The organism is Micrococcus sp. KBS0714 (assembly GCF_002008305.4).
Classification (GTDB): Bacteria; Actinomycetota; Actinomycetes; order Actinomycetales; family Micrococcaceae; genus Micrococcus; species Micrococcus luteus.
On the sequence record NZ_CP042169.1, the window covers coordinates 2,486,205 to 2,510,310 of the forward strand.

The 24,106-nt window shown below is 71.8% G+C and carries 21 protein-coding genes; 8 read left to right on the forward strand and 13 right to left on the reverse strand.

Features of this window, described 5'->3' with window-relative positions; genetic code table 11:
- Nucleotides 1-43: 43 nt before the first annotated feature.
- Nucleotides 44-1,240, reverse strand: coding sequence for a Fic family protein (locus B1A86_RS11370; RefSeq protein WP_168196740.1), 1,197 nt, complete (start codon nucleotides 1,238-1,240; stop codon nucleotides 44-46).
- A gap of 251 nt (nucleotides 1,241-1,491) precedes the next feature.
- On the reverse strand, nucleotides 1,492-2,880 hold the full coding sequence (gene dnaB, locus B1A86_RS11375; RefSeq protein WP_078025355.1) for a replicative DNA helicase: 1,389 nt from the start codon (nucleotides 2,878-2,880) through the stop codon (nucleotides 1,492-1,494).
- 730 nt (nucleotides 2,881-3,610) lie between these two features.
- Here dnaB and B1A86_RS11380 point away from each other — a divergent pair.
- Nucleotides 3,611-4,786 carry a CaiB/BaiF CoA-transferase family protein gene (locus tag B1A86_RS11380; protein ID WP_078025354.1) on the forward strand — a complete coding sequence of 392 codons (1,176 nt, stop codon included), beginning with the start codon at nucleotides 3,611-3,613 and terminating at the stop codon, nucleotides 4,784-4,786.
- A 25-nt stretch (nucleotides 4,787-4,811) separates the two neighbouring features.
- Nucleotides 4,812-6,038: an acyl-CoA dehydrogenase family protein gene (locus B1A86_RS11385; RefSeq protein WP_078025353.1), complete on the forward strand. Its 1,227-nt coding sequence runs from the start codon at nucleotides 4,812-4,814 to the stop codon at nucleotides 6,036-6,038.
- 15 nt (nucleotides 6,039-6,053) lie between these two features.
- On the opposite strand, the gene rimK is transcribed toward B1A86_RS11385, so the two are convergent.
- Nucleotides 6,054-7,289, reverse strand: a complete 1,236-nt coding sequence (rimK, locus tag B1A86_RS11390; protein ID WP_060774857.1) for a 30S ribosomal protein S6--L-glutamate ligase — start codon at nucleotides 7,287-7,289, stop codon at nucleotides 6,054-6,056.
- Nucleotides 7,290-7,316: 27 nt separating this feature from the next.
- Here rimK and B1A86_RS11395 point away from each other — a divergent pair, with 27 nt between their 5' ends.
- Nucleotides 7,317-7,847 carry an ATP-dependent zinc protease gene (locus B1A86_RS11395; RefSeq protein WP_078025352.1) on the forward strand — a complete coding sequence of 177 codons (531 nt, stop codon included), beginning with the start codon at nucleotides 7,317-7,319 and terminating at the stop codon, nucleotides 7,845-7,847.
- On the forward strand, nucleotides 7,844-8,959 hold the full coding sequence (locus B1A86_RS11400) for a succinylglutamate desuccinylase/aspartoacylase family protein (RefSeq protein WP_078025351.1): 1,116 nt from the start codon (nucleotides 7,844-7,846) through the stop codon (nucleotides 8,957-8,959). The genes B1A86_RS11395 and B1A86_RS11400 overlap by 4 nt, the downstream gene beginning before the upstream one ends.
- A 40-nt stretch (nucleotides 8,960-8,999) precedes the next feature.
- Here the strand turns inward: B1A86_RS11400 and B1A86_RS11405 are convergent, their stop codons facing one another.
- The 6 genes from B1A86_RS11405 to B1A86_RS11430 form a co-directional block, all read right to left on the reverse strand.
- Nucleotides 9,000-10,223, reverse strand: coding sequence for an MFS transporter (locus tag B1A86_RS11405; protein ID WP_246836830.1), 1,224 nt, complete (start codon nucleotides 10,221-10,223; stop codon nucleotides 9,000-9,002).
- Nucleotides 10,224-10,326: 103 nt separating this feature from the next.
- Nucleotides 10,327-10,788 (reverse strand): 50S ribosomal protein L9, encoded by a 462-nt coding sequence (gene rplI / locus B1A86_RS11410; protein WP_078025349.1) that lies wholly within the window; start codon nucleotides 10,786-10,788, stop codon nucleotides 10,327-10,329.
- 28 nt (nucleotides 10,789-10,816) lie between these two features.
- Nucleotides 10,817-11,056 (reverse strand): 30S ribosomal protein S18, encoded by a 240-nt coding sequence (rpsR, locus tag B1A86_RS11415; RefSeq protein WP_002857788.1) that lies wholly within the window; start codon nucleotides 11,054-11,056, stop codon nucleotides 10,817-10,819.
- 232 nt (nucleotides 11,057-11,288) lie between these two features.
- The gene (locus B1A86_RS11420) at nucleotides 11,289-11,888 is read right to left on the reverse strand and encodes a single-stranded DNA-binding protein (RefSeq protein WP_049145057.1); all 600 of its coding nucleotides are present in this window, start codon (nucleotides 11,886-11,888) and stop codon (nucleotides 11,289-11,291) included.
- Nucleotides 11,889-12,020: 132 nt separating this feature from the next.
- Complete coding sequence (gene rpsF, locus B1A86_RS11425) at nucleotides 12,021-12,326, reverse strand: 30S ribosomal protein S6 (protein WP_002857790.1); 306 nt, start codon at nucleotides 12,324-12,326, stop codon at nucleotides 12,021-12,023.
- 306 nt (nucleotides 12,327-12,632) lie between these two features.
- Nucleotides 12,633-14,120, reverse strand: a complete 1,488-nt coding sequence (locus B1A86_RS11430; RefSeq protein ID WP_078025347.1) for a M18 family aminopeptidase — start codon at nucleotides 14,118-14,120, stop codon at nucleotides 12,633-12,635.
- Between the two features lie 106 nt (nucleotides 14,121-14,226).
- On the opposite strand from B1A86_RS11430, the gene B1A86_RS11435 reads away from it, so the two are divergent.
- Entirely contained in the window at nucleotides 14,227-14,559 is a 333-nt protein-coding gene (locus B1A86_RS11435) for a hypothetical protein (RefSeq protein ID WP_220478892.1), read from the forward strand.
- On the opposite strand, the gene B1A86_RS11440 is transcribed toward B1A86_RS11435, so the two are convergent.
- On the reverse strand, nucleotides 14,550-16,073 hold the full coding sequence (locus tag B1A86_RS11440; RefSeq protein WP_078025345.1) for a glycosyltransferase family 87 protein: 1,524 nt from the start codon (nucleotides 16,071-16,073) through the stop codon (nucleotides 14,550-14,552). The genes B1A86_RS11435 and B1A86_RS11440 overlap by 10 nt on opposite strands.
- Nucleotides 16,074-16,241: 168 nt before the next feature.
- Here B1A86_RS11440 and B1A86_RS11445 point away from each other — a divergent pair, with 168 nt between their 5' ends.
- The gene (locus B1A86_RS11445; protein WP_041102498.1) at nucleotides 16,242-17,327 is read left to right on the forward strand and encodes an inositol-3-phosphate synthase; all 1,086 of its coding nucleotides are present in this window, start codon (nucleotides 16,242-16,244) and stop codon (nucleotides 17,325-17,327) included.
- A gap of 106 nt (nucleotides 17,328-17,433) precedes the next feature.
- Here the strand turns inward: B1A86_RS11445 and B1A86_RS11785 are convergent, their stop codons facing one another.
- The 3 genes from B1A86_RS11785 to B1A86_RS11465 all read right to left on the reverse strand — a co-directional run bounded on the left by B1A86_RS11785 (nucleotide 17,434) and on the right by B1A86_RS11465 (nucleotide 21,519).
- Nucleotides 17,434-19,572: an acyltransferase family protein gene (locus tag B1A86_RS11785; RefSeq protein ID WP_246836831.1), complete on the reverse strand. Its 2,139-nt coding sequence runs from the start codon at nucleotides 19,570-19,572 to the stop codon at nucleotides 17,434-17,436.
- A 143-nt stretch (nucleotides 19,573-19,715) separates the two neighbouring features.
- A complete protein-coding gene (locus B1A86_RS11460) occupies nucleotides 19,716-20,015 on the reverse strand; it encodes a Rho termination factor N-terminal domain-containing protein (protein WP_002857801.1) in 300 nt (99 codons plus the stop codon).
- A 52-nt stretch (nucleotides 20,016-20,067) separates the two neighbouring features.
- On the reverse strand, nucleotides 20,068-21,519 hold the full coding sequence (locus B1A86_RS11465) for a CCA tRNA nucleotidyltransferase (RefSeq protein ID WP_078025344.1): 1,452 nt from the start codon (nucleotides 21,517-21,519) through the stop codon (nucleotides 20,068-20,070).
- A 65-nt stretch (nucleotides 21,520-21,584) separates the two neighbouring features.
- Here B1A86_RS11465 and B1A86_RS11470 point away from each other — a divergent pair, with 65 nt between their 5' ends.
- Both B1A86_RS11470 and murJ read left to right on the forward strand, forming a co-directional pair.
- Nucleotides 21,585-22,196, forward strand: a complete 612-nt coding sequence (locus tag B1A86_RS11470; protein ID WP_041102508.1) for an NUDIX hydrolase — start codon at nucleotides 21,585-21,587, stop codon at nucleotides 22,194-22,196.
- 46 nt (nucleotides 22,197-22,242) lie between these two features.
- A complete protein-coding gene (gene murJ, locus B1A86_RS11475; RefSeq protein ID WP_020621895.1) occupies nucleotides 22,243-24,087 on the forward strand; it encodes a murein biosynthesis integral membrane protein MurJ in 1,845 nt (614 codons plus the stop codon).
- The last annotated feature ends 19 nt before the right edge of the window (nucleotides 24,088-24,106 follow it).

The window sequence follows — 24,106 nt, forward strand, 5'->3', positions numbered from 1 at the left end:
CTTCATCGTCAGACACGCCTTAGATCTCGTCGATACCGGGCATTCACCACCTTGTTGAATGCTCGACCAGGAAATTGATTAAATCCTCCGCCGCGGCAGTGATAGTGAAATTATCGAGTTCAGAATCCCACCGAAACTCGATTGGCATACCCGCAACCTCCACACCAACGGATATTTCATCCGGAATTGACGACTCCAATGGGCGGGGAAAGCTCGGAAGGAACGGTTTCTCCGCGTTGGGGCTTGTATCTCTGCGGCTAACAAATATGGATGGGAAAGGCCGCACGGAGGGCGCCGAGAGGCATCGTCTATATTCGTCAGACTGGTAACCGAACCAAAGCAGCCACTCATCCCTGCCGTCACTTGGACCCACGGTGCAGAACCAAGAGTTGCCGCTTGAATCCCTGTCCCCCAGAAGTGAGAAGTTCTGAATATTGGACATGCCGCTCAATTCGAATGTCCAATTAACACGACCACACTCTTCCGCCAGCCGGTCCCGAAATTTTGATATTACAGCATCCCACATCGAGTAACGAGCTGTATTGTCGGAAAGGAATTTGTCCTCAATAATATCTCGGACATAGTTCGGCTTCCTCATGAGACGAGCCTGATTCCGAATGTTGCGCGTGAATAGATCATACAGGGGCAATATATCCCCTTGATCACTGGCCGCAAGCGCCTCGTAATACTCTTTCCGGTCGGCGGATGGGCGAATAATTAGAGGCGGGTATCCGTGGCGAGCCAGCTCCAAATTTGCCAACACTCGGGCTGTTCGACCATTCCCGTCGTCGAACGGGTGAATGTGGGCTATCCAGGCATGGACAACAGTTGCAGTAAGAATGGGATCTCCACTGCCTTGTTGCCACCAATCCGACAACTCCAACATGACGCGGGCCACGTCGAAGGGTTCCGCCGGCTTGTGATCTGTGCCGGAAATTCTGTTGGAGTGCTCCTTAAAGGAACCCGCCCCATAAACGTCCCCAACAATTACTTTCTGCAGCTGTCGAATCTCATGAACCATCGGGGCACGATCACTCTTCTCGCGCCATTCATGGGCTATCTCATGGGCCTTGTAAAGACCCAGAACCTCATAGACCTTTGGATCTGACTCAATACTTCGAGTCAGAGTATGAATAGGCCCATCCAACAGCTCTCGGTGCTTCGCAACGATTTCGCGAGTAGCAGCCAGAGGCCATTCCATATGCTCCATCTCATTACTCTCCGTAACGAGGTCAGTCACGCTTGCCTGTATAAATGGCGTCAGCATCTCCTGAGCATCGCGCGCAATTTGTTGCATTGCTAGTGCGGCAATCCTCCGAGCACTCTTAGAGTTATCTAGCCGCTCATAAAAGACGGCACGAGATGCCGCATCCTCTGGGATTAAGTAGGGCGTTCCCTCAAGAGAATCCTCGGGTGACAATGAATCAATGTCGTCATGCAGTTTCAAAGCACAGCCCCCAATACACTTCAAGCTCCAAACCGGCCTTGGAGCTAGAACCCCCCGCCGCCCCCGCCATCCTGTGCGAGGTTGCTGAAGCGACTGTAGTGCCCCTGGAACCCCACCACAATGGTCTTCGTGGGCCCGTTGCGGTGCTTGGCCACGATCAGGTCCGCCTCGCCGGCGCGGGGGGACTCCTTGTCGTACACGTCCTCGCGGTGCAGCAGGATCACCATGTCCGCGTCCTGCTCGATCGAGCCGGACTCGCGCAGGTCGGACACCTGCGGCCGCTTGTCCGTCCTCTGCTCGGACCCACGGTTCAGCTGGCTCAACGCGATCACCGGCACGTCGAGCTCCTTGGCCAGCAGCTTCAGGGCACGGGAGAACTCGGCGACCTCCTGCTGACGGGACTCGACCTTCTTGCCCGAGCTCATGAGCTGCAGGTAGTCCAGCACCACCATCTTGAGGTTGTTCTTCTGCTTGAGCCGCCGGCACTTGGCGCGGATCTCCATCATGGTCATGTTCGGGGAGTCGTCGATGAAGAACGGCGCCTCGTTCAGCCGCCCCACGGTCGCGGCGATCTTGGACCACTGGTCGTCCCGGATGGTGCCCTTGCGCAGGTCCTGCAGCGCGATCGTCGCCTCGGCGCTCAAGAGCCTCATGGCGATCTCGTTCTTGCCCATCTCGAGGCTGAAGAACACGGTGGCCATGTTGTGGTGGATGGCCGCGGCCCGCGCGAAGTCCAGCGCGAGCGTGGACTTGCCGACGGCGGGGCGCGCCGCGATCACGATCATCTGCCCGCCGTGCAGGCCCTGCGTCAGCTCGTCGAAGTCGTAGAAGTCGGTGGGGACACCCGTCAGGCCCTCCCCCTGATTGCCGGCCGCCTCGATCTCGTCGACGGCGTGCTCCATGATCTCCGCGAGGCGCACGTAGTCCTCGGACTGGCGGTTCTCCGCCACCTTGTAGATCTCGGACTGCGCCTCGTTGACGATCTCCTCGACCTCACCGTCGCCCTGATACCCCAGCTGGGTGATCTTGGTGCCGGCGGTCACGAGGCGGCGCAGGACGGCCTTCTCCGCCACGATCTCCGCGTAGAAGCTCGCGTTGGCGGCGGTGGGCACGGACTGGATCAGCTCGTGCAGCACGGCGGGGCCGCCCACGCGGCTGAGCTCCTGGCGCTTGTTCAGCAGATCCGCCACGGTGACGGCGTCCGCGGGCTCGCCGCGGCCGTAGAGGTCGATGATCGCCTCGTAGATCATCTCGTGGCTCGGCCGGTAGAAGTCGTGGCCGCGCAGCAGCTCCACCACGTCCGCGATCGCGTCCTTGGAGAGCATCATGCCGCCCAGCACCGAGCGCTCCGCCTCCAGGTCCTGGGGCGGCAGGAAGCGTTCAGAGGAACGGCCGCCGTCGTAGGAGCCCGAGTCTCCGTAGTTCTCAGTCAACGTCCGGAGACTCCCTTCCCACAGCCCGCACGACGGCGGCCCTCGCCGGTCTTCCCGGCCCTGATTCCTCTGTTGTCACCGCCCGTGCCGCCGCACCCTCCTGCAGGCGGACGGTGCGACGGTCCCCGGGGCGACGGTCTGAGCGGATGCGCGCCTGTCAGTGGTCACCTGCGGCCAATACCCGCCCTCGCGTTGGGGATACCACGCGACACTACGCGCGCCGTGGAGGCTGGGCAACCGCGTTTCCCACAGGCCTTGTGGACAACGTGTGGATTCGGCGGCGTGTCGTGTGGATCGCCTGGGGACCACGCTGGGGACAACCGCTCGGCCACCCCCAGAATCCGGCTCTGACCTGGAACGATGCGATCCCCAGCGCTGTGGAGGAAGATTCTCCACTCGCCTTTCGCCCCGGCCACGGGACTTGACAGCACCCTCGTTTGCGCCCTCATCACACCGCCTGGTACACGCCTATCCACACCGTCGTCCACACCCTCCACATCTGTGGACAACTCCTGTGGACAAGGTGCCCGGACCTGGGGACGGCGAAGTTGACAGCCTCTGCCCGCGGCCCCGGGCCCTCCCGTGCCCACCTCTCCCGGCCGCCCCGGACCGCCCGGCACCGATGACTCACGCACGTCAGTGACCCGTCCCAGAGTCATTGGACGGAACGCGAGCACGGTGCTTGGGTGGGATGCATCATCGCGTCGTCCGCCACAGTGAGGAGTCCGCCGTGCCCCCGGCCACCACCGCCCCCTCCCCGGCCTCGCTCCCCCTCGACGGTGTCCTCGTCGCCGACTTCTCCCGCGTCCTCGCCGGCCCGCTCGCCACCATGACGCTGGCGGACCTCGGGGCGCGCGTCATCAAGGTGGAGCACCCCGTGCGCGGCGACGACACCCGCGGCTGGGCTCCGCCCCGCTCGGCGACGGGCGCCACCTACTTCGAGTCCGTGAACCGCAACAAGGAGTCGGTCGGCTGGGACCTGAAGGACCCCGAGGACCAGCGGCGGGCCGCCGCCCTGGCCGCCCGGGCCGACGTCGTGGTCCACAACCTCAAGCCCGGCACCATGGAGCGCCTCGGCCTGGGTTACGACGACGTCGCGCGGGAGAACCCGTCCGTGGTCTACGCCGCCGTCTCCGGCTTCGGCGACCGCGAGGGCCGGGACCTGCCCGGCTACGACTTCATCGTCCAGGCCGCGGGCGGGCTCATGAGCATCACCGGCGAACCGGACGCCCCGATGAAGGCGGGCGTCGCCCTGGTGGACGTGCTCACGGCCAAGGACCTCACCGCCGGCGTGCTCGCCGCCCTGCTGCGCCGCGAGCGCACCGGAGAGGGCGCCCACCTGCGGCTGAACCTGCTCTCCTCGCTGCAGGGGGCGCTCGCCAACCAGGGCCAGGCCTGGCTCGGCGCCGGCGTCGTCCCGCGGCGGATGGGCAACGACCACCCCTCGATCGCCCCCTATCAGCTGCTGGCGTGCCGGGACGCGCCGCTCGCCGTCGCCATCGGCAACGACGCGCAGTTCCGCACCTTCGCCGCGGCCCTCGGCGTCCCCGAGCTCGCCGAGGACCCGCGCTTCACCACGAACACGGACCGCGTCGAGCACCGCGAGGAGCTGCGCACCGCCCTGGAGGACGCGCTCTCGGCGCAGACGGCCGCCCACTGGCGGGACGTGCTGCAGGCCGAACGGCTCCCGGCCGGCCTCGTGTCCACCGTCGCCGAGGGCGTCGAGCTGGCCGAGTCCCTCGGCCTCGAGCCGACCGTCGAGGTCCAGGACCGCTCCGGCGCCCCCGCCGGCCGGCAGTTCCGCCACCCGGTGCAGTGGGACCCGCCCGTCGCGCACCCGCGCCACGCGCCCCCCGCGCTCGGCGCGGACACGGCGGCCGTCAACACCTGGCTCGACGCCCGCTGACCACCCCGCAGAGAGGACCCCCACCATGACCACCCCGTTCCACGCCGAGGCCGACTCGTTCCTCGGCCGCGCCGACGTCGTCGGCCTGGACTCCCTGTTCTCCGCCGAGGAGAAGGCCGTCGCGCTGCAGGTGCGCGGCTTCGTGGACGAGCACATCCGCCCGCACATCGCCCGCTGGTACGACGACGCCGTGTTCCCGCGCGAGATCGTCCCCGAGCTGGGCCGTCTCGGCGTGCTCGGCATGCCCTACGAGGGCCACGGCATGCCCGGCCGCTCGGCGGTGGAGTACGGCCTCGCCGCCCAGGAGCTCGAGGCCGGCGACTCCGGCCTGCGCACCTTCGTCTCCGTGCAGGGCTCGCTCGCGATGGGCGCGATCCACAAGCACGGCTCCGAGGAGCAGAAGGCGCAGTGGCTGCCGCGCATGACCACCGGCGAGGCGGTCGGCTGCTTCGGCCTCACCGAGCCGGGCGCCGGCTCGGACCCCGCCTCCATGACGACGACGGCCCGCCAGGAGCCCGGCGGCGACTGGGTGCTCGACGGGGTCAAGCGGTGGATCGGGCTGGCCACCCTGGCCGACGTCGCGATCATCTGGGCGCAGACCGGTGAGCCCGGCGACGGGCGCGGGGTGCGCGGTTTCGTGGTCCCCACGGACACCCCCGGATTCCGCGCCGAGACGATCACCCAGAAGCTGTCCATGCGGGCCTCGGTGCAGTGCGAGATCCACCTCGACGGCGTGCGCCTGCCCGCCTCCGCGATGCTGCCGGCCGACTCCGCCGTCGGGCTCAAGGGCCCCTTCCAGTGCCTCAACGAGGCCCGCTACGGGATCATCTGGGGCGCGATGGGCGCCGCCCGCGACTCCTTCGACGCCGTCCTCGACTACGCGATGGAGCGGCAGCAGTTCGGGGTGCCGCTGGCCTCCCACCAGCTGACGCAGGCCAAGCTCGCGGACATGGCCGTGGCCATCGGCAAGGGCTACCTGCTGGCGCACCAGATCGGCCGCGCCAAGGACGCCGGCCCGCTCACCCCCGCCATGATCTCCGCCGGCAAGCTGGACAACTGCCGCGTGGCCATCGGCATCGCCCGGGAGGCCCGCGAGATGCTCGGCGGCAACGGCATCACCCTGGAGCACTCGCCACTGCGGCACGCGAACAACCTCGAGTCCGTGCGCACCTACGAGGGCACGGACGAGGTCCACCAGCTCACGCTCGGCCGGCACCTCACGGGCATCGGCGCGTTCGCCCCGGCCCGCTGAGCCCCGCGCCCGGGCTCAGGCGTCGTCGGCGGGCGCCTCGGGCGCCGGGGCCTCCTCGGCGACGGACGCGAGGATCGGGGTGGCCGGCAGCCTCCGCACGCGCTTGGGGCGGCGGGCGCGGGCGGGGATGAGGGCGCGCATGTTCTCGGTCTTGCCGAAGCAGAGCAGCCGGTCGCCCTCCTCGAGGACCTTGGTGTCCGCGGGGTTGGGGAACACGCAGGTGCCGCGGTGCAGGGTGAGCACCTGCAGGTCCTTCGCGAGCAGCCCGGAGTCCTCGATGGACTGGCCCACCCAGCCGGAGCCGGCGTGCACGGTGATCTCACCGACGCCGTACCCGGTGGACACGGCCAGGCGCTGGCGCACGTCGATGTCCGGGAAGCCGGCCTGGTCCGCCACGTAGTCGATGATCGCGCCGGCCACGTCCAGGTCCGTGGCGGCCTCGATGCCCTGCAGCCCCGGGGAGGAGTTCACCTCCATGACCAGCGGGCCGTGCTCGCCCTCGAGCATGTCCACGCCGGCCACGCGCAGGCCCATGATGTGGGCGGCGCGCACGGCGGTCTCCGCGTACTCGGGCGACAGCTCGACGCGCTCCACGGTGCCGCCGCGGTGCACGTTGGAGCGGAACTCGTCCCCCTGGGCCCGGCGGCGCATCGCGGCCACCACGCGGTCCCCCACCACGAGCGCGCGGATGTCCGTGCCCTTGGACTCCTCCACGAACCGCTGGATGAGCACCTGCTGGTTGGTGCCGTGCAGCGTCTCGATGATCGCCTCGGCCACCTTCTTGGTCGGCGCCAGGATCACGCCGATGCCCTGGGTGCCCTCGAGCAGCTTGATCACCACGGGCGCCCCGCCCACCATGTCGATCGCCGTGGAGACCTCGCCGCGGTTGCGCACGAACACGGTGGCGGGCATGTCGATCTCGTGGCGGGAGAGGATCTGGGTGGCACGCAGCTTGTCCCGCGAGTTCATGATCCCGGCGGCCGTGTTGGGCGTGTAGACGTCCATCTGCTCGAACTGGCGCACCACGGCGGTGCCGAAGTAGGTCACCGAGTTGCCGATGCGCGGCAGCACGGCGTCGTAGCCGGAGAGGGGGCGGCCGCGGAACATCAGATCGGGCTCGTCCGAGCTGAGGTCGATGCCGAAGCGCAGGGTGTCCAGGACCTTCACCTGGTGGCCGCGCTCGAGCGCCGCGGTCTTGAGGCGCTGCGTCGAGTAGGCGCGCAGGGAACGGGAGAGGATGGCGAGCTTCATGACCGCTTTCCTGGGAGGATGAGGGGCGTGTCTGAATCTAAGCACACGGCCCCGGCCCCCCACGGCGTGCCCCCCACCGACGACGGCGCCGCTCGCCCGGGGCTGGTGGGCTGGCGCGAATGGGTCGGCCTGCCCGCCGCCCACACCCCCTGGATCAAGGCCAAGATCGACACCGGCGCCCGCACCTCGGCGCTCCACGCCTTCGGCATCGAGCGGTTCACCCGCGACGGCGCCGCGTGGGTCCGGTTCGAGGTGCACCCGTGGCAGACCTCGGCGGCGGACGCGCGGACGGCCGAGCTGCCGGTGGCCGACCTGCGCACGGTCCGCTCCTCGAACGGCGAGGCGCAGGAGCGCGTCGTCATCGTGATGCCGCTGACCCTGGCCGGCCGCACGATCGAGGCGGAGGTGACCCTGACCCACCGGGACGAGATGGGCTTCCGCATGCTCGTGGGGCGCACCGCGCTGGCCGCCGGCGGCCTCCTCGTGGATCCCGCCGCCTCGTACGTGGGCGGGCAGCCGCCGCGCGGCGTGCGCCGCCGGAACCGGGGACGCGCGTGAGCCGTCGCCCCGCTCGCGCCCCCTTCGCGTTCGGCGGGGTCGAGGTGGCGGCCGGCCGCCGCCACGAGCTGTCCCTGCCGATCTCCCAGCTCGTCACCGGCGCGGACGTCACCCTGCCCGTGCACGTGCTCCACGGCCGCGAGGACGGGCCCACCGTGTGGGTCTCCGCCGCGATCCACGGGGACGAGGTGGCCGGCGTCGAGATCGTCCGCCGCGTCCTGGAGCGCCTGCAGCCCAAACACCTGCGCGGCACCCTGCTGGCCGTGCCCATCGTCAACGTGCTCGGCGTGATGGCCGGGGACCGCTACCTGCCGGACCGCCGCGACCTGAACCGCTCCTTCCCCGGCTCCGCCCGGGGCTCGCTGGCCTCGCGCATCGCGCACCTGATGATGACCGAGGTGATCGCCCGCTGCACGGTGGGCATCGACCTGCACACCGGCGCGGACCGCCGCTCCAACCTGCCCCAGATCCGGTGCGACCTGGAGGACCCCCAGACCCGCGCGCTCGCCGAGGCGTTCGGCGCCCCCGTGCTCTTCCACGCCCGCCTGCGGGACGGCTCCCTGCGCGCCGCGGCCCGCGAGACCGGCGCGCGCGTGCTGCTCTACGAGGCCGGCGAGGCCTGGCGGTTCGACGAGTACGCGATCGCCCCCGGCGTGGACGGGGTCCTGCGCGTGCTCGCGGCCCTGGACATGGTGGACCCCGCGGACGTCGGGCTCACCGAGCCCGGGCCGGACGCCGTCGTCGACGCCCCCGGTCCGCTGCCCGGTGAGGTCCCCGAGGAGCGGACCACGGACGTGCCCGAGGCGACCGACGCCACCGGCGAGGACACCGCCGCCGTGCACCCCGACGTCGTCGACGGCGAGCAGGACGCCCCGTACCTGGTGTGGCAGTCCACGTGGGTGCGCGCCCGCGCGGACGGCCTCGTGCACCTGCACGTCGCCCTCGGCGAACGCGTGAGCGCCGGGGACCGCATCGGCGCGCTCTACAACTCGTTCGGCCGCCGCCTCGCGCACGTGAAGGCCGAGCTGACCGGCGTGGTCATCGGCCGCACCGAGGCACCCCTGGTGCACCGCGGCGACGCCCTCGTGCACATCGGAGGATGGGACGCATGAGCAGCGGCGGGGCGCCGTCCGCGCGCCGGAGCCGCCCGGTTCAGGCCGGGGGCGGGCGCCGGGCGATGGCCCGGCCGCCGTGCACGAGCCGGTAGTAGAGCAGCAGCGCCATCCCGACCCCGCCGGAGAGCAGGTACATCACCGGGATCCCGACGGCGGCCGCCACCGCGCCAAGCACCATGGGGCCGAGGCCGGTGCCGAGGTCCAGGAGCAGGAAGAACGTGCCCGTGGCGACGCCGATCTCGGTGGGCCGGACCACCTTGATCGCGATGGTCTGGAACACGCTCACCACGGGCCCGTAGGTCAGCCCCAGCAGGGCGCCGGCCGCGAGCATGCCCGCCGGCTCCCGCCACAGCGCCAGCACCGCGTAGGAGACGGCCATGCCCGCGAGGATCGGGTAGACGACGGCGTTGTCCCCGTGCCGGTCGTGCAGCACGCCCAGGACGGCGCGGCCCACGATGGTGCCCGCGGCGAAGAGCAGGAAGAACAGGCTCGGCACCATCGCCGGGTAGCCCTGCTGCTGCGCGAACGTGGCCATGAACGCGAGGATGCCGCCGTACATGAACCCGGAGGCCAGGGCCACGCCCGCCGCCGGCGCCACCTCCGCGGAGAACACGTCCGCCCGGTGCAGCCGGAACCGGCCCGTCAGCGGCGGCTCGGGCACGCGCAGGAACAGGGCGATCAGCAGGGCCATGCCCGTGAAGCCGATGCACGCCCAGAACAGGGCGTCGTAGCCGAGGGTGGTGCTCAGCTGCAGGGCCACCATCGGCCCGACGGCGCCCGCGAGCGTCATGGACGTGGAGAACCAGCCGGTGCCCTCGGAGCGGCGCACGGGCGGGACGATCCGCTGCACGGCCGTGGCCAGCACGGTGCCGGCCGCGCCGAAGCACATGCCGTTGAGCAGGCGTACCGCGGTCAGTGCGGCCAGGGAGTCCGCCCAGAGGTACGCCGCCGTCGTGAGGACGTAGCAGGCCAAGGCGACGAGCAGGACCCGCCGCCGCCCCCACGCGAAGGTGGCGGGCGTCGTCGTCATGCGGGTGAGGACCGCGCCCAGCACGAACGCCCCCACCACGACGCCGGCCTCCGCGTCCGACGCGCCGAAGGACGTGACGGCGTAGAGCGCCATCGCGGTCATGAGCGTGTAGAAGATCATCGCCACGAACAGGTAGGTGGCGCTGACGAGGATGAACGGGCGCGTCCACAGCGGCGGGCGCGGGGCCGCCGTCGAGCCGGCGAGGTCGGAGGGCGGTGGGGCGGAGGGCATGGCCTCCATGTTCCCCCACGGCACGAGGCCCCGGCCCGCTCGTGAAGAGCGGACCGGGGCCTCGGGTGCGCGTCGCGGGCGCGACGGGCTCAGAAGCGGATGATCACTTCTTGGCCTTGGCGGCCACGACCTGCAGCTGGACGGTCGCGATGACGTCCTCGTGCAGGCGGACCTGGGCCTCGTGGTTGCCCACGGACTTGATGTGCGCCGGCAGGGTGATCGAGCGCTTGTCCACGGAGCCGAGGCCGGCGGCCTCGATCGCCTCGGCGACGTCGGCGGTCTGGACGGCGCCGAACAGGCGACCCTCCGCACCGGCGGTGCGCTCGAGCTGCACGGTGGCGGACTGGAGCTGCGCGGCCTGGGCCTGCGCGTCCTCCAGGTTCGCCACGGCGCGGGCCGCGCGGGCCTTCTGCAGGGACTCGACCTGCTTCTCCCCGCCCTTGGTCCACACGGTGGCGAAACCGCGCGGGAGCAGGTAGTTGCGGGCGTACCCGTTCTTGACCTCGACCACGTCACCGGAGGTGCCGAGACCGGCCACTTCCTGGGTCAGGATGAGCTTTGCCATCTGGGTGTTCCTTCCTTCGCTCGCTCGATCAGCCGCGGCCGGCGCCGGCGTAGGGCAGCAGGGCCACCTCGCGGGCGTTCTTGACGGCCTGGGCGATCTTGCGCTGCTCCTGGACGGTCACGCCGGTCACGCGACGGGCACGGATCTTCCCGCGGTCGGAGATGAACTTGCGCAGCAGGGCCACGTCCTTGTAGTCGATCTCGGTGATCTTGGCGGCCTTGAGCGGGTTGGACTTCGGTTTGGGCTTGCGGAGTTCAGCCTTCGCCATCGTGGTGCTCCTTCAGAGTTCTCTGGAGCCCGCAGAACGGTTCTGCGGGATGGGATCACGCGGCGTCCCGTGCGGGGCACGGGGCCGTGTGCAGTGCGGCCCGGCGGTGCCGGGTCGCGGGTGGGATGGGCCGCCCGGGGGCGGCCCTCCGGGCGACGCGCGCCCGGACGGAGAGGTCCGTGGTGGTCCGTGTCCGTCGCGGCCGTGGGGGCCGCGCCCGGTCAATGCAGGATCAGAACGGGGGCTCGTTGGAGGACGGGGTGTCCCATCCGCCGCCACCGCCGCCGGACCAGGGGTCCTGCGGTGCGGCCTGGCCGCCGCCCTGCTGCTGGCCGCCCCAGCCGCCGCCCTGCTGGGCGCCGCCGAAGCCGCCGTCGCTGTTCCCCCCGAAGCCGCCGCCGGCCGGGGCGCCGCCGAAGCCGCCCCCCTGCTGACCGCCGCCGAAGCCACCGCCGCCGCCACCGCCGCGCTGGGCGCGGGTGACCTTGGCCGTGGCGAACCGCAGCGCCGGGCCGACCTCGTCCACGTCCAGCTCCCAGCTGGTGCGACGGTTGCCGTCCCGGTCGTCGTAGGAGCGCGCCCTGAGGCGGCCCTGCACGATCACGCGCATGCCCTTGGTCAGCGACTCCGCCACGTTCTCCGCGGCCTCGCGCCAGACCGAGCAGCGCAGGAACAGCGCTTCGCCGTCCTTCCACTCGTTGGTCTGGCGGTCGAACGTGCGGGGCGTGGACGCGACGGTGAAGTTCGCGACGGCCGCGCCGTTCGGGGTGAAGCGCAGCTCCGGGTCGGCGGTGAGGTTGCCGACCACGGTGATGACGGTCTCGCCTGCCATGGTCACTCCTGTCTTCGGGGGTTCTGCCGGTCAGTGACCGGATCCGGGGATCCGGGACTGCTCAGCGGGGTTCCGGTGGGGGCGTCGGGGACTGATCCGATGCTCTCAGACCCTCCGGACACGGTACGAGGATCACTCAGCGGTGATCTTCTGCTCCTCCGGACGGATGATCTTGGTGCGCAGGATCGTCTCGTTGAGGTTCAGCAGACGGTCCAGCTCCTGGGTGGCGGCCGGCTCCGACTGGAAGTTGACGACCACGTAGATGGCCTCGGACTTCTTCTGGATCTCGTAGGCGGTCTTGCGGCGACCCCACACGTCGATGTTGTCGACGGTGCCGCCGGCGTTCGTGACGACCTCGAGGTACTTCTTCAGGGTCGGCTCCACGGTGCGCTCGTCGACCTCAGGGTCGATCAGCACCATCAGCTCATAAGCACGCATGCGAACCCACCTCCTCTGGGCTTGCGGCCGCGGTCTCTCCGCGGCAGGAGGTTCTGTGCTCGTCGTCCGTGTGATGCTCCGCGCTCTTCGGCGGCACACAGACAACCTGATCCATCCTAGCAGTTCGAGGGAGGGGCACTGGCGCGGCGCCCACGCACGCGGGCGCCTCCCGCGCCGACACCTCCCGCGCGTCGAGTCCGCGAGCCAGATGATTCGGTCGTTTTCCGGCCGCTTCTACGACCGAAATCTCTGGCTCGCGGCCATCCAGGAGCAGAAATCTCTGGCTCACGCCCCCCACGCGCAGCCTCACACCCCGCGGAAGAACTCCCGCACGGCCGCGGTCAGGTGCTCCACGTCCCGCACGCCGCACATCTCGCGTGCCGAGTGCATGGACAGCAGGCCCAGGCCCACGTCCACGGTCCGGATGCCCAGGCGGGTCGCCGAGATCGGGCCGATGGTGGAGCCGCAGGGGACGTCGTTGTTCGAGACGAACTCCTGGAACGGCACCCCCGCCACGCCGCACCAGCGGGCGAACGCGGCCTCACCCCCCGCGTCGGTGGCGTAGCGCTGGTTGGCGTTGATCTTCAGCAGCGGGCCGTGGTTCACGCGCGGGTGGTTCACGGGATCGTGCCGCTCGGCGTAGTTCGGGTGCACCAGGTGGCCGGCGTCCGCGGACAGCAGCCAGGACCCCGCGATCGCCCGCGCCCGGCCCTGCCCGGCCACGCCGAGCGCCTCGAGCACGCGCCCCATGACCTCCTCGAGCAGCGGGCCGGCCGCCCCGGACCGCGACGCCGACCCCAGCTCCTCGTGGTCGAACGCGGCGAGCAGCGGGATCACCGGGGCGCCGGCCGCCACACCGGCCACCCCGCCCGCGACGGTCCCCTCGTACGCGATCGCCCCCTCGGCGCCACCGTGCTCGCGCGCCAGCTCCTCGAGCGCCACGAGGCCCGCGTGCACCGAGCTCAGGTTGTCCAGCCGGCCCGACGCGAAGAACTCGCCCGCCAGCCCGAAGAGTCCGGGCGCCTGGGCGTCGGCCACCACGACGTCGTGCCCGCGCACCGCGGCCGGGTCCACACCGGCGGCGGCCGCGAGCGCGGTCAGCACGTCACCGGGCACGCGGGCGGCCAGACCGTCGGCCTCCGCCTCGCCGGCGCCCTCGCCGCGCGGGACGAGCGCCCCCACGACGGGGTTCGTGTGCCGCTGCCGCTTCAACGTCAGCCCCTCGTTGACCTCGCGGTCCAGGTGGATGGCCAGCTGCGGGATGCGCCCCACGGGCCCGGTCGCGGCGAGCACCTGCGTGCCGTCGTCGAGGGCGAGACGCCCGGCGAACCGCAGCTCACGGTCCAGCCACGAGTTCAGCAGCGGGCCGCCGTACACCTCGACGCCGGCCTGCACCCAGCCGTCGGCCGTCACGGTGGCCGGGTTCGGCTTGAGCTTGAACCCCGGCGAGTCCGTGTGTGCGCCGAGCACGCGGAACACCGGCACGACGCCGGCGCTCTGCCCCGCCTCGTCCGGCCCGGCCGCGCGCGCCTCAGCACCCTCGTGGCGGCCCAGCGCCCGGGCACCCATCGGCACGATCCAGGCCACCGCCGCGCCGTCGCGCACCACCACGTAGCCGCCCGGGGCCGCCGGGAAGTCGGCCGTCTCATCCAGACGGGTGAAGCCCACGGCCTCCAGGCGGCGTGCGACCTCCTCCGCGGCGTGGTAGCTGGAGGGCGAGGCGGTCACGAACTCGGCCAGGTCCCGCAGGTGGGCGTGCAGCTCGGCGACGGTGTCACGGGTCACGGGGGTCATGCCCCGACCGTACCGCCCCCACCACCCCGTCCGACTACCCTGGCCCGAAAGCGGCCCCGGCCGCATCGCCCGCCCGTCAGCGCAGGAGGAGCCCGCCGTGGACATCATGATCGCCGTCGCCGTGGGGGTCTTCCTCCTGGTGGCGTGGACCGTGGGCGGCTGGGCCATCGTGCGGATGGGCTTCACCCGGGACGGGGACGCGGCCCGCACCCCCGCCCACGACGACGGCGCCGCGCGTCCGGCGCACCCCGGCGCGGCCGCGGACCCGGCCACCGACCCCCACGTGATCTGGCGCGAGCAGATGAAGGCGGCCACGGCCGCCTCCGGGGCGCCGTGCGTCTGTCCGCCGCCGCCCCGCGAGGGCGGCGCCGCCGAGGCGGGGACGAGCGCGCCGCCGTCGTCCCCGGACTGCCCGATCCACCGCTGGGACTACGCCTGAACCGCGGCCGGCCGGCCTGAGCGCCCCCGGGCCGGGCCGGCGTACGCGCCGGCGAGCGGGTCGGCGTCCGGGTGGCCGCCGTGGTCGCGCTTCACGAGGTCCTCGGCCGGGTGCAGCATCTCCCACACGACGCGCCCGCACAGCCACAGCACCGCGAGGATGTGGGCGAGGATCGCGGCCACGTAGACGGAGTCGTCCATGGAGTGCTGCGGCGGGGTCTCGGCCACCCCCTTGGCCAGGTACATCCACACGGCGAAGAAGTGCAGCGCCTCCACCGTCTGCCACACCCAGAAGTCCCGCCAGCGCGGCAGGGCGAGCGCCAGGAGCGGGATCAGCCAGACCACGAACTGCGGTGAGTACACCTTGTTGGTGAGCACGAACGCCGCCACCACCAGGAACGTCAGCTGGGCCAGCCGCGGGGTGTGCCGCACCCGCACGCCGAGCACGAAGATCCCGAGGCAGCACACCGCGAAGGTCCCGTAGGCCAGCAGGGTGAGGGAGTCCTCCGGCACGAACGCCCACCCGGCCTGCGCGGCGGTCACGTCCCACGCGTGCCACACGCTGGACAGGCCCGGCCCGCGCTCGCCGGAGAAGGTGAAGAACACGGACCACGCCTGGAAGTTCACGGCCATGAGCGGCACGTTGACCGCCGCCCACGCCGCCACCGTGCCCCCGGCCGCGAGCAGGAACGGCCGCCACCGCCGCGAGCGCACCGCCAGGATCAGCAGCGGCCCCAGGATCAGCAGCGGATACAGCTTCATGGCCGCGCCGAGGCCGAACAGCACCCCCGCCGTCAGGGACCGGCCGCGCGACCACGCGTACATGCCGCACGCCAGCAGGGCCACGGCCCACAGGTCCCAGTTGATGGTGCCGGCCAGCACGATCCCCGGGGCCACGGCCACCATGAGCCCGTCCGTCCACCGGCGCCCCGCCATCCGGACGGTCAGCACCGCGACGACGGCCCACAGCACCACCACGAACCCGAGGTTCACGAGCCAGAACACCACCGTGCCCTGCTCCGGCGAGAACGGCAGCGCCTGCGTGATCCAGGCCGCCACCGAGCCCACGACGGACATCAGCACGGGGTACTCGAACGTGGAGCCCGCCCGGAACGGCGCCCACGGGTCCGCCGCGAACCCGCGCCCGCCGTAGAGCGCGGCCCAGTCCGAGTAGCAGCCCGCGTAGTAGACGTCCGGGGCGCCCCAGCCGTGCAGCAGGCACGGCGACTTCTGCAGCACGGTCACGACGGCGGCCAGAGCCACCAGCAGCCCCGTCAGCGCCACGGGCCCGGCCCAGGAGCCGGTCCCCCGTCCGGGGCCGTTCGCCGCGAGGCCGCCGGCGAGCTGGAAGCGGCCGCCGCGCTCGCCGGGGGCGGGCAGGGTCCCGGACGGTGCGCTGTCAGCGGAACGCCCGGCGGGGGCGCCCGGGGCGGTCACGGCGTCGCTCGGGGCGCCGTCCGCGGCGTGAGTGGGCGGCTCGCTGGGGGTCGCGGCGTGCGCGGGGGCCGGTCTCATGCCCCCATCCTAGGAAGCCGCCCGGACACCGGACGGGCGGGGCCGCCGTCGTCGGTCGTAGACTGGCGTGGTTGATCCCCGGGTGAGCGCCCCGCCGGACGGTGTGGGCCCCCCTGCGCGCGCCGCGTGCCCGCACCCGTTCCGGACAGTCGAGGAGAGAACCAGACCGTGGCCACCAACCCCATCCGCGTCGCCATCGCCGGCGTGGGCAACTGCGCAACATCCCTCATCCAGGGCGTGGAGTACTACCGCGAGGCGAAGGCCACGGACACGGTCCCGGGCCTGATGCACGTGCAGTTCGGCGACTACCACGTGTCCGACCTCGAGTTCGTGGCCGCGTTCGACGTGGACGCGAAGAAGGTCGGCCTGGACCTGTCCGAGGCCATCACCGCCTCCGAGAACAACACCATCAAGATCGCGGACGTGCCCCACGCGGACGTCACCGTCCAGCGCGGCCCCACCCTGGACGGCCTCGGCAAGTACTACGCCGAGACCATCGAGGAGTCGGACGTCGAGCCCGTGGACGTGGCCCAGGCCCTCCGCGACGCGAAGGTGGACGTGCTGGTCTGCTACCTGCCCGTCGGCTCGCAGCGGGCCACCGAGCACTACGCCCAGGCCGCGATCGACGCCGGCGTCGCGTTCGTGAACGCCCTGCCCGTGTTCATCGCCGGCACCCCGGAGTGGGCCGAGAAGTTCACCGCCGCGGGCGTGCCGATCGTGGGCGACGACATCAAGTCCCAGATCGGCGCCACCATCACCCACCGCGTGATGGCCAAGCTGTTCCAGGACCGCGGCGTCACCCTGGACCGCACCTACCAGCTCAACGTGGGCGGCAACATGGACTTCAAGAACATGCTCGAGCGCGAGCGCCTGGAGTCCAAGAAGATCTCCAAGACGCAGGCCGTCACCTCCAACACCTCCGCGCAGCTGGGCGAGAAGGACGTGCACATCGGCCCGTCCGACTACGTGGCCTGGCTCGACGACCGCAAGTGGGCGTTCGTGCGCCTCGAGGGCCGCAACTTCGGCGACGCCCCCGTCTCGCTCGAGTACAAGCTCGAGGTGTGGGACTCCCCCAACTCGGCCGGCGTGATCATCGACGCCGTGCGCGCCGCGAAGATCGCCCTGGACCGCGGCATCGGCGGGCCGATCCTCTCGGCCTCGTCCTACTTCATGAAGTCCCCGCCCGTGCAGCACAACGACGACGCGGCGCACGAGCTTGTGGAGGCCTTCATCCGCGGCGACATCGAGCGCTGACGAGCCCGGTCCCCGCGGACCGTGCACGACGCCGGCCCGTCACCTTCCCCGTGGAGGTGACGGGCCGGCGTCGTCGTGGGGGCGCGTGCCGCCCCGGCCACCGCGCTCAGCGCCGCGCGCCGAGCCGGTCCTCGATGGTGAGCCGGACGAGCTGGGCGTACATGGCCTGGCCGTCGGCGCGGGGGTGCACGCCGTCGGCGGAGAAGTCCGTGACGTGCTGCTTCGCCGCGGCGTCCCAGTCCGCCAGGACGATCCGGTCCGGGTGGGCCTTGGCCTGCGCCGCCATCTGCACCTGCACGTCCGCGATCCAGTCCATCGGGCCGTGCGGCACCACGAGCACGAGCAGCCGGTCCTCGCCGACGGCCGCCAGGATCTTCTCCCAGTCGCCCCGATGGGTGGTGCCGTTGGCGCCCAGGGCCACCACGACGACGTCGCTCAGCTGGCCGTCCGCCTTGAGCTTCTCGAGCTCGTCCGCGGCGTCCCAGATCTGGTAGCCCACCTCCGCCTCGAGCAGCATCCCCGGCAGCTCCTCCATGAGCGTGGGCGCGGCCGAGAGCGAGACGGAGTCGCCGATCAGGGTGACGTCCGTGCCGAGCTCGGACGGCGGCAGGGCCGCGGTGAGCTGCTCCTTGGAGTACGTGGGGCGCGTGACGGCCGGGTCGCCGAGCCCGAGCCCGGACGGCTCGGCGGACGACCCGGGCGAGGACGTCGCGCCGGCGGAGCCCTCCGCGTCCCCGGGGGCGGCCGAGCCGGGCGAGGCCGAGGCCGACGCCTCGGCCCGCTTCGACTGCTCCGCCGCGCGGGACTCGCGGGCCGCCTGCTGCGCCGCCTCGGCGGCCTTGAGGGACTCCTCCGCCTGGGCGATGTCCTGCTCGAGCTGAGTCTGCGCGGGCGAATGCACCACGGCGGCCACGGCCGCCGCGGGGACGGCCACGAGCCCCAGCGCCGTGGCGGCGGCCGCGAGCTGGCCGATCGGCCCGGCCCCGCCCGTGAACGCCCGCCGAGCGGCTGCGCCCCAGCGACCGAAGGCACCCCTGAACCCCTCGTGGAGGATGGGCTCCTCGATCAGCCGGGTGCTCAGGTCGGCGATCAGGGCGGTCAGCAGCAGGATCGCGCCGGCGGCCACGGGCTCGACCCACCCGGGGGCGTCCACGGGCACCATCACGCGCATGATCACGAGCAGCGGCCAGTGCCACAGGTACGCGGCGTAGGAGCGGCGCCCCCACCAGCGCAGGAACCCGTTGCCCAGCGCGCGAGAGAGCGAGTCGCGCCGGTCGCCCTGCACCACGTGCCAGACGATGAACGCGACGACGGCGGACAGGCCCGCCAGCACTCCGCGGTACGTGCTCGCGTGGCCGCCGTCGACCAGGGCGAAGCCCGCCGCGAGCACCGCGACGGCGCCCCACGCGACAGCCACCCGCGTGGCCGAGGTCCGCGGCTCGGGGCCGCCGTGCTCGGGCCGGGGCACATGGGCCAGGCCGATCGCCACGCACGCGCCGAACAGCAGGCCGAAGGCGTGGGTGTCCGTGCCGAAGTAGAGGCGGGCCTGCTCGAACCCGTGCCACGAGCCCCAGGCCATCCACGCCGCGGAGGCCACGGCCGCGACCGCGACCGCGAGGATACGACGTCGGTCCGCCACCCGCCCCGAGTTCACCGTGCTGCGCGGCGGCCAGGTGAGCAGGAGCAGCCCCCAGAGGAGCAGGGGCCAGAGGATGTAGAACTGCTCCTCGATCGCCAGGGACCACAGGTGCTCGAACAGAGGCGGCGAGGCGCGGTTGAAGTAGTCCCCGCCCTCGAGGATCATCACCCAGTTGCTGGTGTAGGTCAGGGCGCCGAACCATTGGCGACCCAGGCCCGCGGGGAACTCGTCCACCGCCAGCCACGCGAGCGCGGTGGTGCCCACGAGCGCCATCAGCATGGCCGGGATGAGGCGTCGGACGCGCTTCATCCAGAAGGTGCCCAGCGCCACGCCCCGGCCCGCGTCCACACCACGGACCAGGCCGGTGGTGATGAGGAAGCCGGAGAGCACGAAGAACATGTCCACACCCACGAACCCGCCGCGCAGGAAGGTGGGCCAGGCGTGGAAGACGAGCACGGCGAGCACCGCGATCCCCCGCAGCCCGTCGAGGGCGGTCACCCGGCCCGGGCCGCGACTGACCCGCGTGCCGACCTTGACGGCGGGCACGCCGTCCTGGGGCGGCAGGGCATGGCGGGGCGCGGACGCGGTGCGCTGGTCGGAACTCATAGCGGTCGATCATCCCATCCGGACCTGGATGGGCCAAAGCCTCCGGCTATCCCCACCCGCCCCACCGCGTTGGGGGCGGTTTCCGGCGGTATTCCGCTCCCAAAGCACCGGTTTCCGCCCCGGAAGCGGGGGGCGGGCGCCGGTCAGTGGTTCCGCAGCGCCTCGATGAGCTCGTCCTTGGTCATGGTGGAGCGGCCCTCGATGTCGAGCTCGCGGGCCCGCTTCGCGAGCTCGTCCTTGGTCCAATCCTCGTAGGAGCCGGCCTCGCCGCCGCGCTCGGCGACCTCGTCCCGGCCGTCCCGGGCGGACGCGTTGGCGATCCGCGCGGCCTTCTCCTCGCTCGCGCCCTCGCGGCGCAGCGCCTCGTAGACCTCGGGGTCCTTGATGTTGGAGGTGCCGGGGCCCATGGGGGCGCCGTTCTTCTCGGTCTTCTTCTCAGCCATGCGGCCAGTGTGGTCCCGGCCCGACGACGGGTGGAAGGTCCGCCGCGCCGCCTCAGTCCTGCTGGGCCTCCGGCTGCTCGGCCCACCAGCGCCGCAGCTCCGCCTCGGCCTCGGCCGGCTCGTGCGGCCCCTCGTCCAGGCGCCACTCGAGCAGGTGGGTGTACGCCCGGCCCACCACCGGGCCCGGGCGGATCCCCAGCAGCGCCATGATCTGCTGCCCGTCCAGGTCCGGCCGCACGGCGGCGAGCTCCTCGGCCTCGGTGATCTCGGCGATGCGCCGCTCGAGGTCGTCGTACGCGTGGGCCAGCCGCTCGGCCTTGCGCCGGTTGCGGGTGGTCACGTCCGAGCGGGTCAGCGCGTGCAGGCGGGGCAGCAGGTCGCCGGCGTCGTGGGCGTACCGGCGGACGGCGGAGTCGGTCCAGCCGGCGTCGCCGTAGCCGTAGAACCGCATGTGCAGCTCCACCAGGCGGGCCACCGCCTTGATCGTGTCGTTGTCGAACTTCAGGGCGCGCAGCCGCTTGCGGACGAGCTTGGCGCCCACGGTCTCGTGGTGCCGGAAGGTGACGGCCCCGCCCTTCTCGAAGCGGCGCGTGGCCGGCTTGCCGACGTCGTGCAGCAGCGCCGCCAGGCGCAGCACGGGGTCGGGGGTCGACGGCGCGTACTCGCCCTCCAGCTCCATGGCCTGCTCCAGCACGGTCAGGGAGTGGGCGTAGACGTCCTTGTGGCGGTGGTGCTCGTCCGACTCGAGCTGCAGGGCGGGCAGCTCGGGCAGGACGTGGTCGGCCAGGCCGGTGCGCACGAGCAGGTCGAGGCCGGCGCGCGGGTGCGCACCGCACACGAGCTTGACGAGCTCCTCGCGGACGCGTTCGGCGGAGATGATCGTGATCCGCTCGGCCATCGCGGTCATGGCCTGCTCCACCTCGGGGGCCACGGCGAAGCCGAGCTGGGAGGCGAAGCGGGCGGCGCGCATCATGCGCAGCGGGTCGTCGGAGAAGGAGTCCTCAGGGGTGCCGGGGGTGCGCAGCACGCCGGCGTGCAGGTCCCGCATGCCGCCGAAGGGGTCCACGAGCTCGAGGGCGGGCAGGCGCAGGGCCATGGCGTTGACGGTGAAGTCGCGGCGCAGCAGGTCGTCCTCGAGGCTGTCGCCGAAGGCCACCTGCGGCTTGCGGCTGGCCGGGTCGTACTGCTCGGCCCGGTAGGTGGTGACCTCGAGCTGCCAGCCGGCCTTGCGGAAGCCGATGGTCCCGAACCGCCGTCCCACGTCCCACGTGGCGTCCGCCCAGCCGGCGCCGACGGCCTCGGACGCGTCCGGGTCGGCGTCCGTGGTGAAGTCCAGGTCCGGCGACGGCCGTCCCAGGAAGAGGTCGCGGACCGGGCCGCCCACCAGGGAGAGCTCGTGGCCGGCGGCCTCGAACCTCCGCCCCAGCTCCACGACGACGGCGGGCAGGGTGGCGTCCGCGGGGAAGCCGGGGGGCAGCGCGTGGGTGGCGGTGGTCAGATCCATGATGCCTACAAGGGTGCCAGACGGTCCCGGCACGGGCCCGCGCGGGCCGGGCTAGAGTTGACGGCATGACCCGCCCCGATCCCTCCGCGCACCGGGGCGCCCCCCTGCCCTCCGCGCTGGGGGCGTGGCGTCGCCGGCCGCAGCCGCCTCTGCGCCCCGTCACCCCGGCCCCCGCGGGACCCCGTTCCGCCGCAGCCGCCTCCCTGCCCACGGTGGAGGAGGTCTCCGCCGGCGGCGTCATCGTCCGCGAGCATGACGGCGGCCTCGAGGTGGCCGTGATCGCCCGCTACAACCGCGGTGGCCGGCTCGAGTGGTGCCTGCCCAAGGGCCATCCCGAGGGCGAGGAGGACCACCGGCAAGCGGCCGTGCGCGAGGTGGAGGAGGAGACCGGGATCGCCGGCCACATCCTCGAGCCGCTCGGCGCGATCGACTATTGGTTCACGGTCGCCCGGCACCGCGTCCACAAGACCGTGCACCACTTCCTGCTGCGCGCCACGGGCGGCGAGCTGACCACGGAGAACGACCCGGACCACGAGGCCGTGGACGTCGCATGGGTGCGCCTCGAGGACGTCGCGCGCCGCCTCTCCTTCGCCAACGAGCGCCGGATCGTCGACCTGGCCCGCCAGGTGGTCGACCAGCACTTCCCCCCGGGCGGTGCCCGGGGCCCCCGCCCCTGATCCACCGCCCCCGGCACGGGGCCTTCCGACCACGATTGGGTGACCCTTGAGCAGCAGACCCGCCCCGCGCCGAGCGCAGGACCCCGCCCACGCCGGCGTCGCCGACGAGGAGCCGACGACGACGGACCCCGCCCCCGCCACGGATCCGGCCGCCGTGGACCCCGCGGACGAGACCCCCGAGGGCGAGCGCCGCGCCGGCCGGTCCACCGCGATCATGGCCTCCGGCACGCTCCTCTCCCGCGTGCTGGGCCTCGTCCGTGCGACGCTGGTGACGGTGGCGATCGGCCTGTCCGCGGACATGGCCGACATCTTCGAGATCGCCAACTCCCTGCCGAACGTGATCTACCTGCTCCTGGTGGGCGGCGTGTTCAACGTCGTGCTCGTGCCGCAGCTGATCAAGCACGCCCGCGACGCCGACCGGGGCGCGGACTACACCTCCCGCCTGATGACGCTCGGCACGCTCGTGATGCTCGCCGGCACGGTGGTGGTCATGCTGGCGGCAGCCCCGCTCATGACGGCCCTGACCCGCGGCTGGTCGCCGGAGAAGCTCGAGATGGCCACCGTGTTCGCCCTGTGGTGTCTGCCCCAGGTGTTCTTCTACGGCATGTACGCGCTGGTGGGGCAGGTGCTCAACGCCAACGGGCGCTTCGGCGCCTACATGTGGGCGCCGGTGCTGAACAACGTCGTCGCGATCGGCGCGATCGTGCTGTACCTGGGCATGTTCGGGGCGTACCGGGCCGGGGACGACCTCGCCGGGTGGACGAGCGCACAGACGGTCGTGCTGGCCGGCGGCCACACCCTGGGCGTCGTGCTGCAGGCCGTGATCCTCTTCCTGCCGCTGCGCGGGCTCGGCCTGGGTCTGCGCCCGCGGTTCGGCTGGAAGGGCATCGGCCTGCGGGACACCGGCCGGATCGCCGGGTACACCCTGATCACGATGGTCGCCACGAACGTGGTGCTCCTGCTGTGCCAGCGGTACGTCACCTCCGCCACGGAGGCCCGCGACCGCGGCGAGCTGCGCATCCCCGGCACGGAGACCTGGAGCGCCGAGATGGCGCAGGCGGCCATCCCCGGTGTGGCCGCGTACAACATGGCGATGCTGATGGCCGTGCTGCCCCATTCGGTGTTCGTGCTCTCCCTGGCCACCGTGCTCTTCAACCGGTTGGCCCGCGCCATGGGCCGCCAGGACATGTCCGCGGTGCGGCGCACGACGGCGCAGGGTCTGCGCGCGTTCACCGTGCCGCTGATGTTCTGCCTCGCCGGCGTGGTGGTCCTGGCGGGCCCCCTGGGCCGCGTCTTCGGCTCGACGGCCGAGACGGCGATGGTGGCCGGCGTCGCGGTGGGCTCGGTCCTGCTCGCGCTGGCGCTGTCCATCCCGTTCCGCTCGGGCTCCTTCTACCTGCTGCGCGTGTTCTACGCCGCCGAGGACGCCAAGGTGCCGATGGTGGTCCAGGTCAGCGGCTCGCTCCTGATGCTGCTGCTCTCGTGGGCGGGCGCGATGCTGCTGCCGCTGTGGTCCATGGCCCTGTGGGTCGCGGTCGCCTCGTCCGTCTCGTACGTGTACCAGTTCGTCCTGACCCATGTGCTCACCGTGCGCCGGTTCGGGGACTACGGCCTCGCATCCGTGCTGCGTGCCCACGTCCAGACCGGCCTGGCCGCGCTGGCCGCGGCGGCCGCGGGCGCGGTCGTCGTGTGGCTGCTGGGCGGGTACACCGGCGGGTTCGCGTGGAACTCCATCGGGACGGCGCTGCTCACGTGCGCGGTGGCGGCCGTGGCGATGGGTCCGGTGTACCTGATGGTGCTGCGGGCCATGCGGTTCCCCGAGCTGGACGACGCCCTCCGGCCGCTCGTCGCCCGCGTGCCGGCGCTGGGTCGTCTGCTGCGCGTCGGCTGATCTCTGGCCGCGACGGCCA

What these genes read in the sequence shown, in the direction of transcription:
- B1A86_RS11785 (WP_246836831.1), bottom strand. Translation starts at nt 19,572, where the DNA reads ATGAGTTCCGACCAGCGCACCGCGTCCGCGCCCCGCCATGCCCTGCCG.
- B1A86_RS11460 (WP_002857801.1), bottom strand. Translation starts at nt 20,015, where the DNA reads ATGGCTGAGAAGAAGACCGAGAAGAACGGCGCCCCCATGGGCCCCGGC.
- rimK (WP_060774857.1), bottom strand. Translation starts at nt 7,289, where the DNA reads ATGAAGCTCGCCATCCTCTCCCGTTCCCTGCGCGCCTACTCGACGCAG.
- rplI (WP_078025349.1), bottom strand. Translation starts at nt 10,788, where the DNA reads ATGGCAAAGCTCATCCTGACCCAGGAAGTGGCCGGTCTCGGCACCTCC.
- B1A86_RS11405 (WP_246836830.1), bottom strand. Translation starts at nt 10,223, where the DNA reads ATGCCCTCCGCCCCACCGCCCTCCGACCTCGCCGGCTCGACGGCGGCC.
- B1A86_RS11420 (WP_049145057.1), bottom strand. Translation starts at nt 11,888, where the DNA reads ATGGCAGGCGAGACCGTCATCACCGTGGTCGGCAACCTCACCGCCGAC.
- B1A86_RS11470 (WP_041102508.1), top strand. Translation starts at nt 21,585, where the DNA reads ATGACCCGCCCCGATCCCTCCGCGCACCGGGGCGCCCCCCTGCCCTCC.
- B1A86_RS11385 (WP_078025353.1), top strand. Translation starts at nt 4,812, where the DNA reads ATGACCACCCCGTTCCACGCCGAGGCCGACTCGTTCCTCGGCCGCGCC.
- B1A86_RS11435 (WP_220478892.1), top strand. Translation starts at nt 14,227, where the DNA reads ATGATCGCCGTCGCCGTGGGGGTCTTCCTCCTGGTGGCGTGGACCGTG.
- B1A86_RS11465 (WP_078025344.1), bottom strand. Translation starts at nt 21,519, where the DNA reads ATGGATCTGACCACCGCCACCCACGCGCTGCCCCCCGGCTTCCCCGCG.
- B1A86_RS11440 (WP_078025345.1), bottom strand. Translation starts at nt 16,073, where the DNA reads ATGAGACCGGCCCCCGCGCACGCCGCGACCCCCAGCGAGCCGCCCACT.
- rpsF (WP_002857790.1), bottom strand. Translation starts at nt 12,326, where the DNA reads ATGCGTGCTTATGAGCTGATGGTGCTGATCGACCCTGAGGTCGACGAG.
- B1A86_RS11430 (WP_078025347.1), bottom strand. Translation starts at nt 14,120, where the DNA reads ATGACCCCCGTGACCCGTGACACCGTCGCCGAGCTGCACGCCCACCTG.
- rpsR (WP_002857788.1), bottom strand. Translation starts at nt 11,056, where the DNA reads ATGGCGAAGGCTGAACTCCGCAAGCCCAAACCGAAGTCCAACCCGCTC.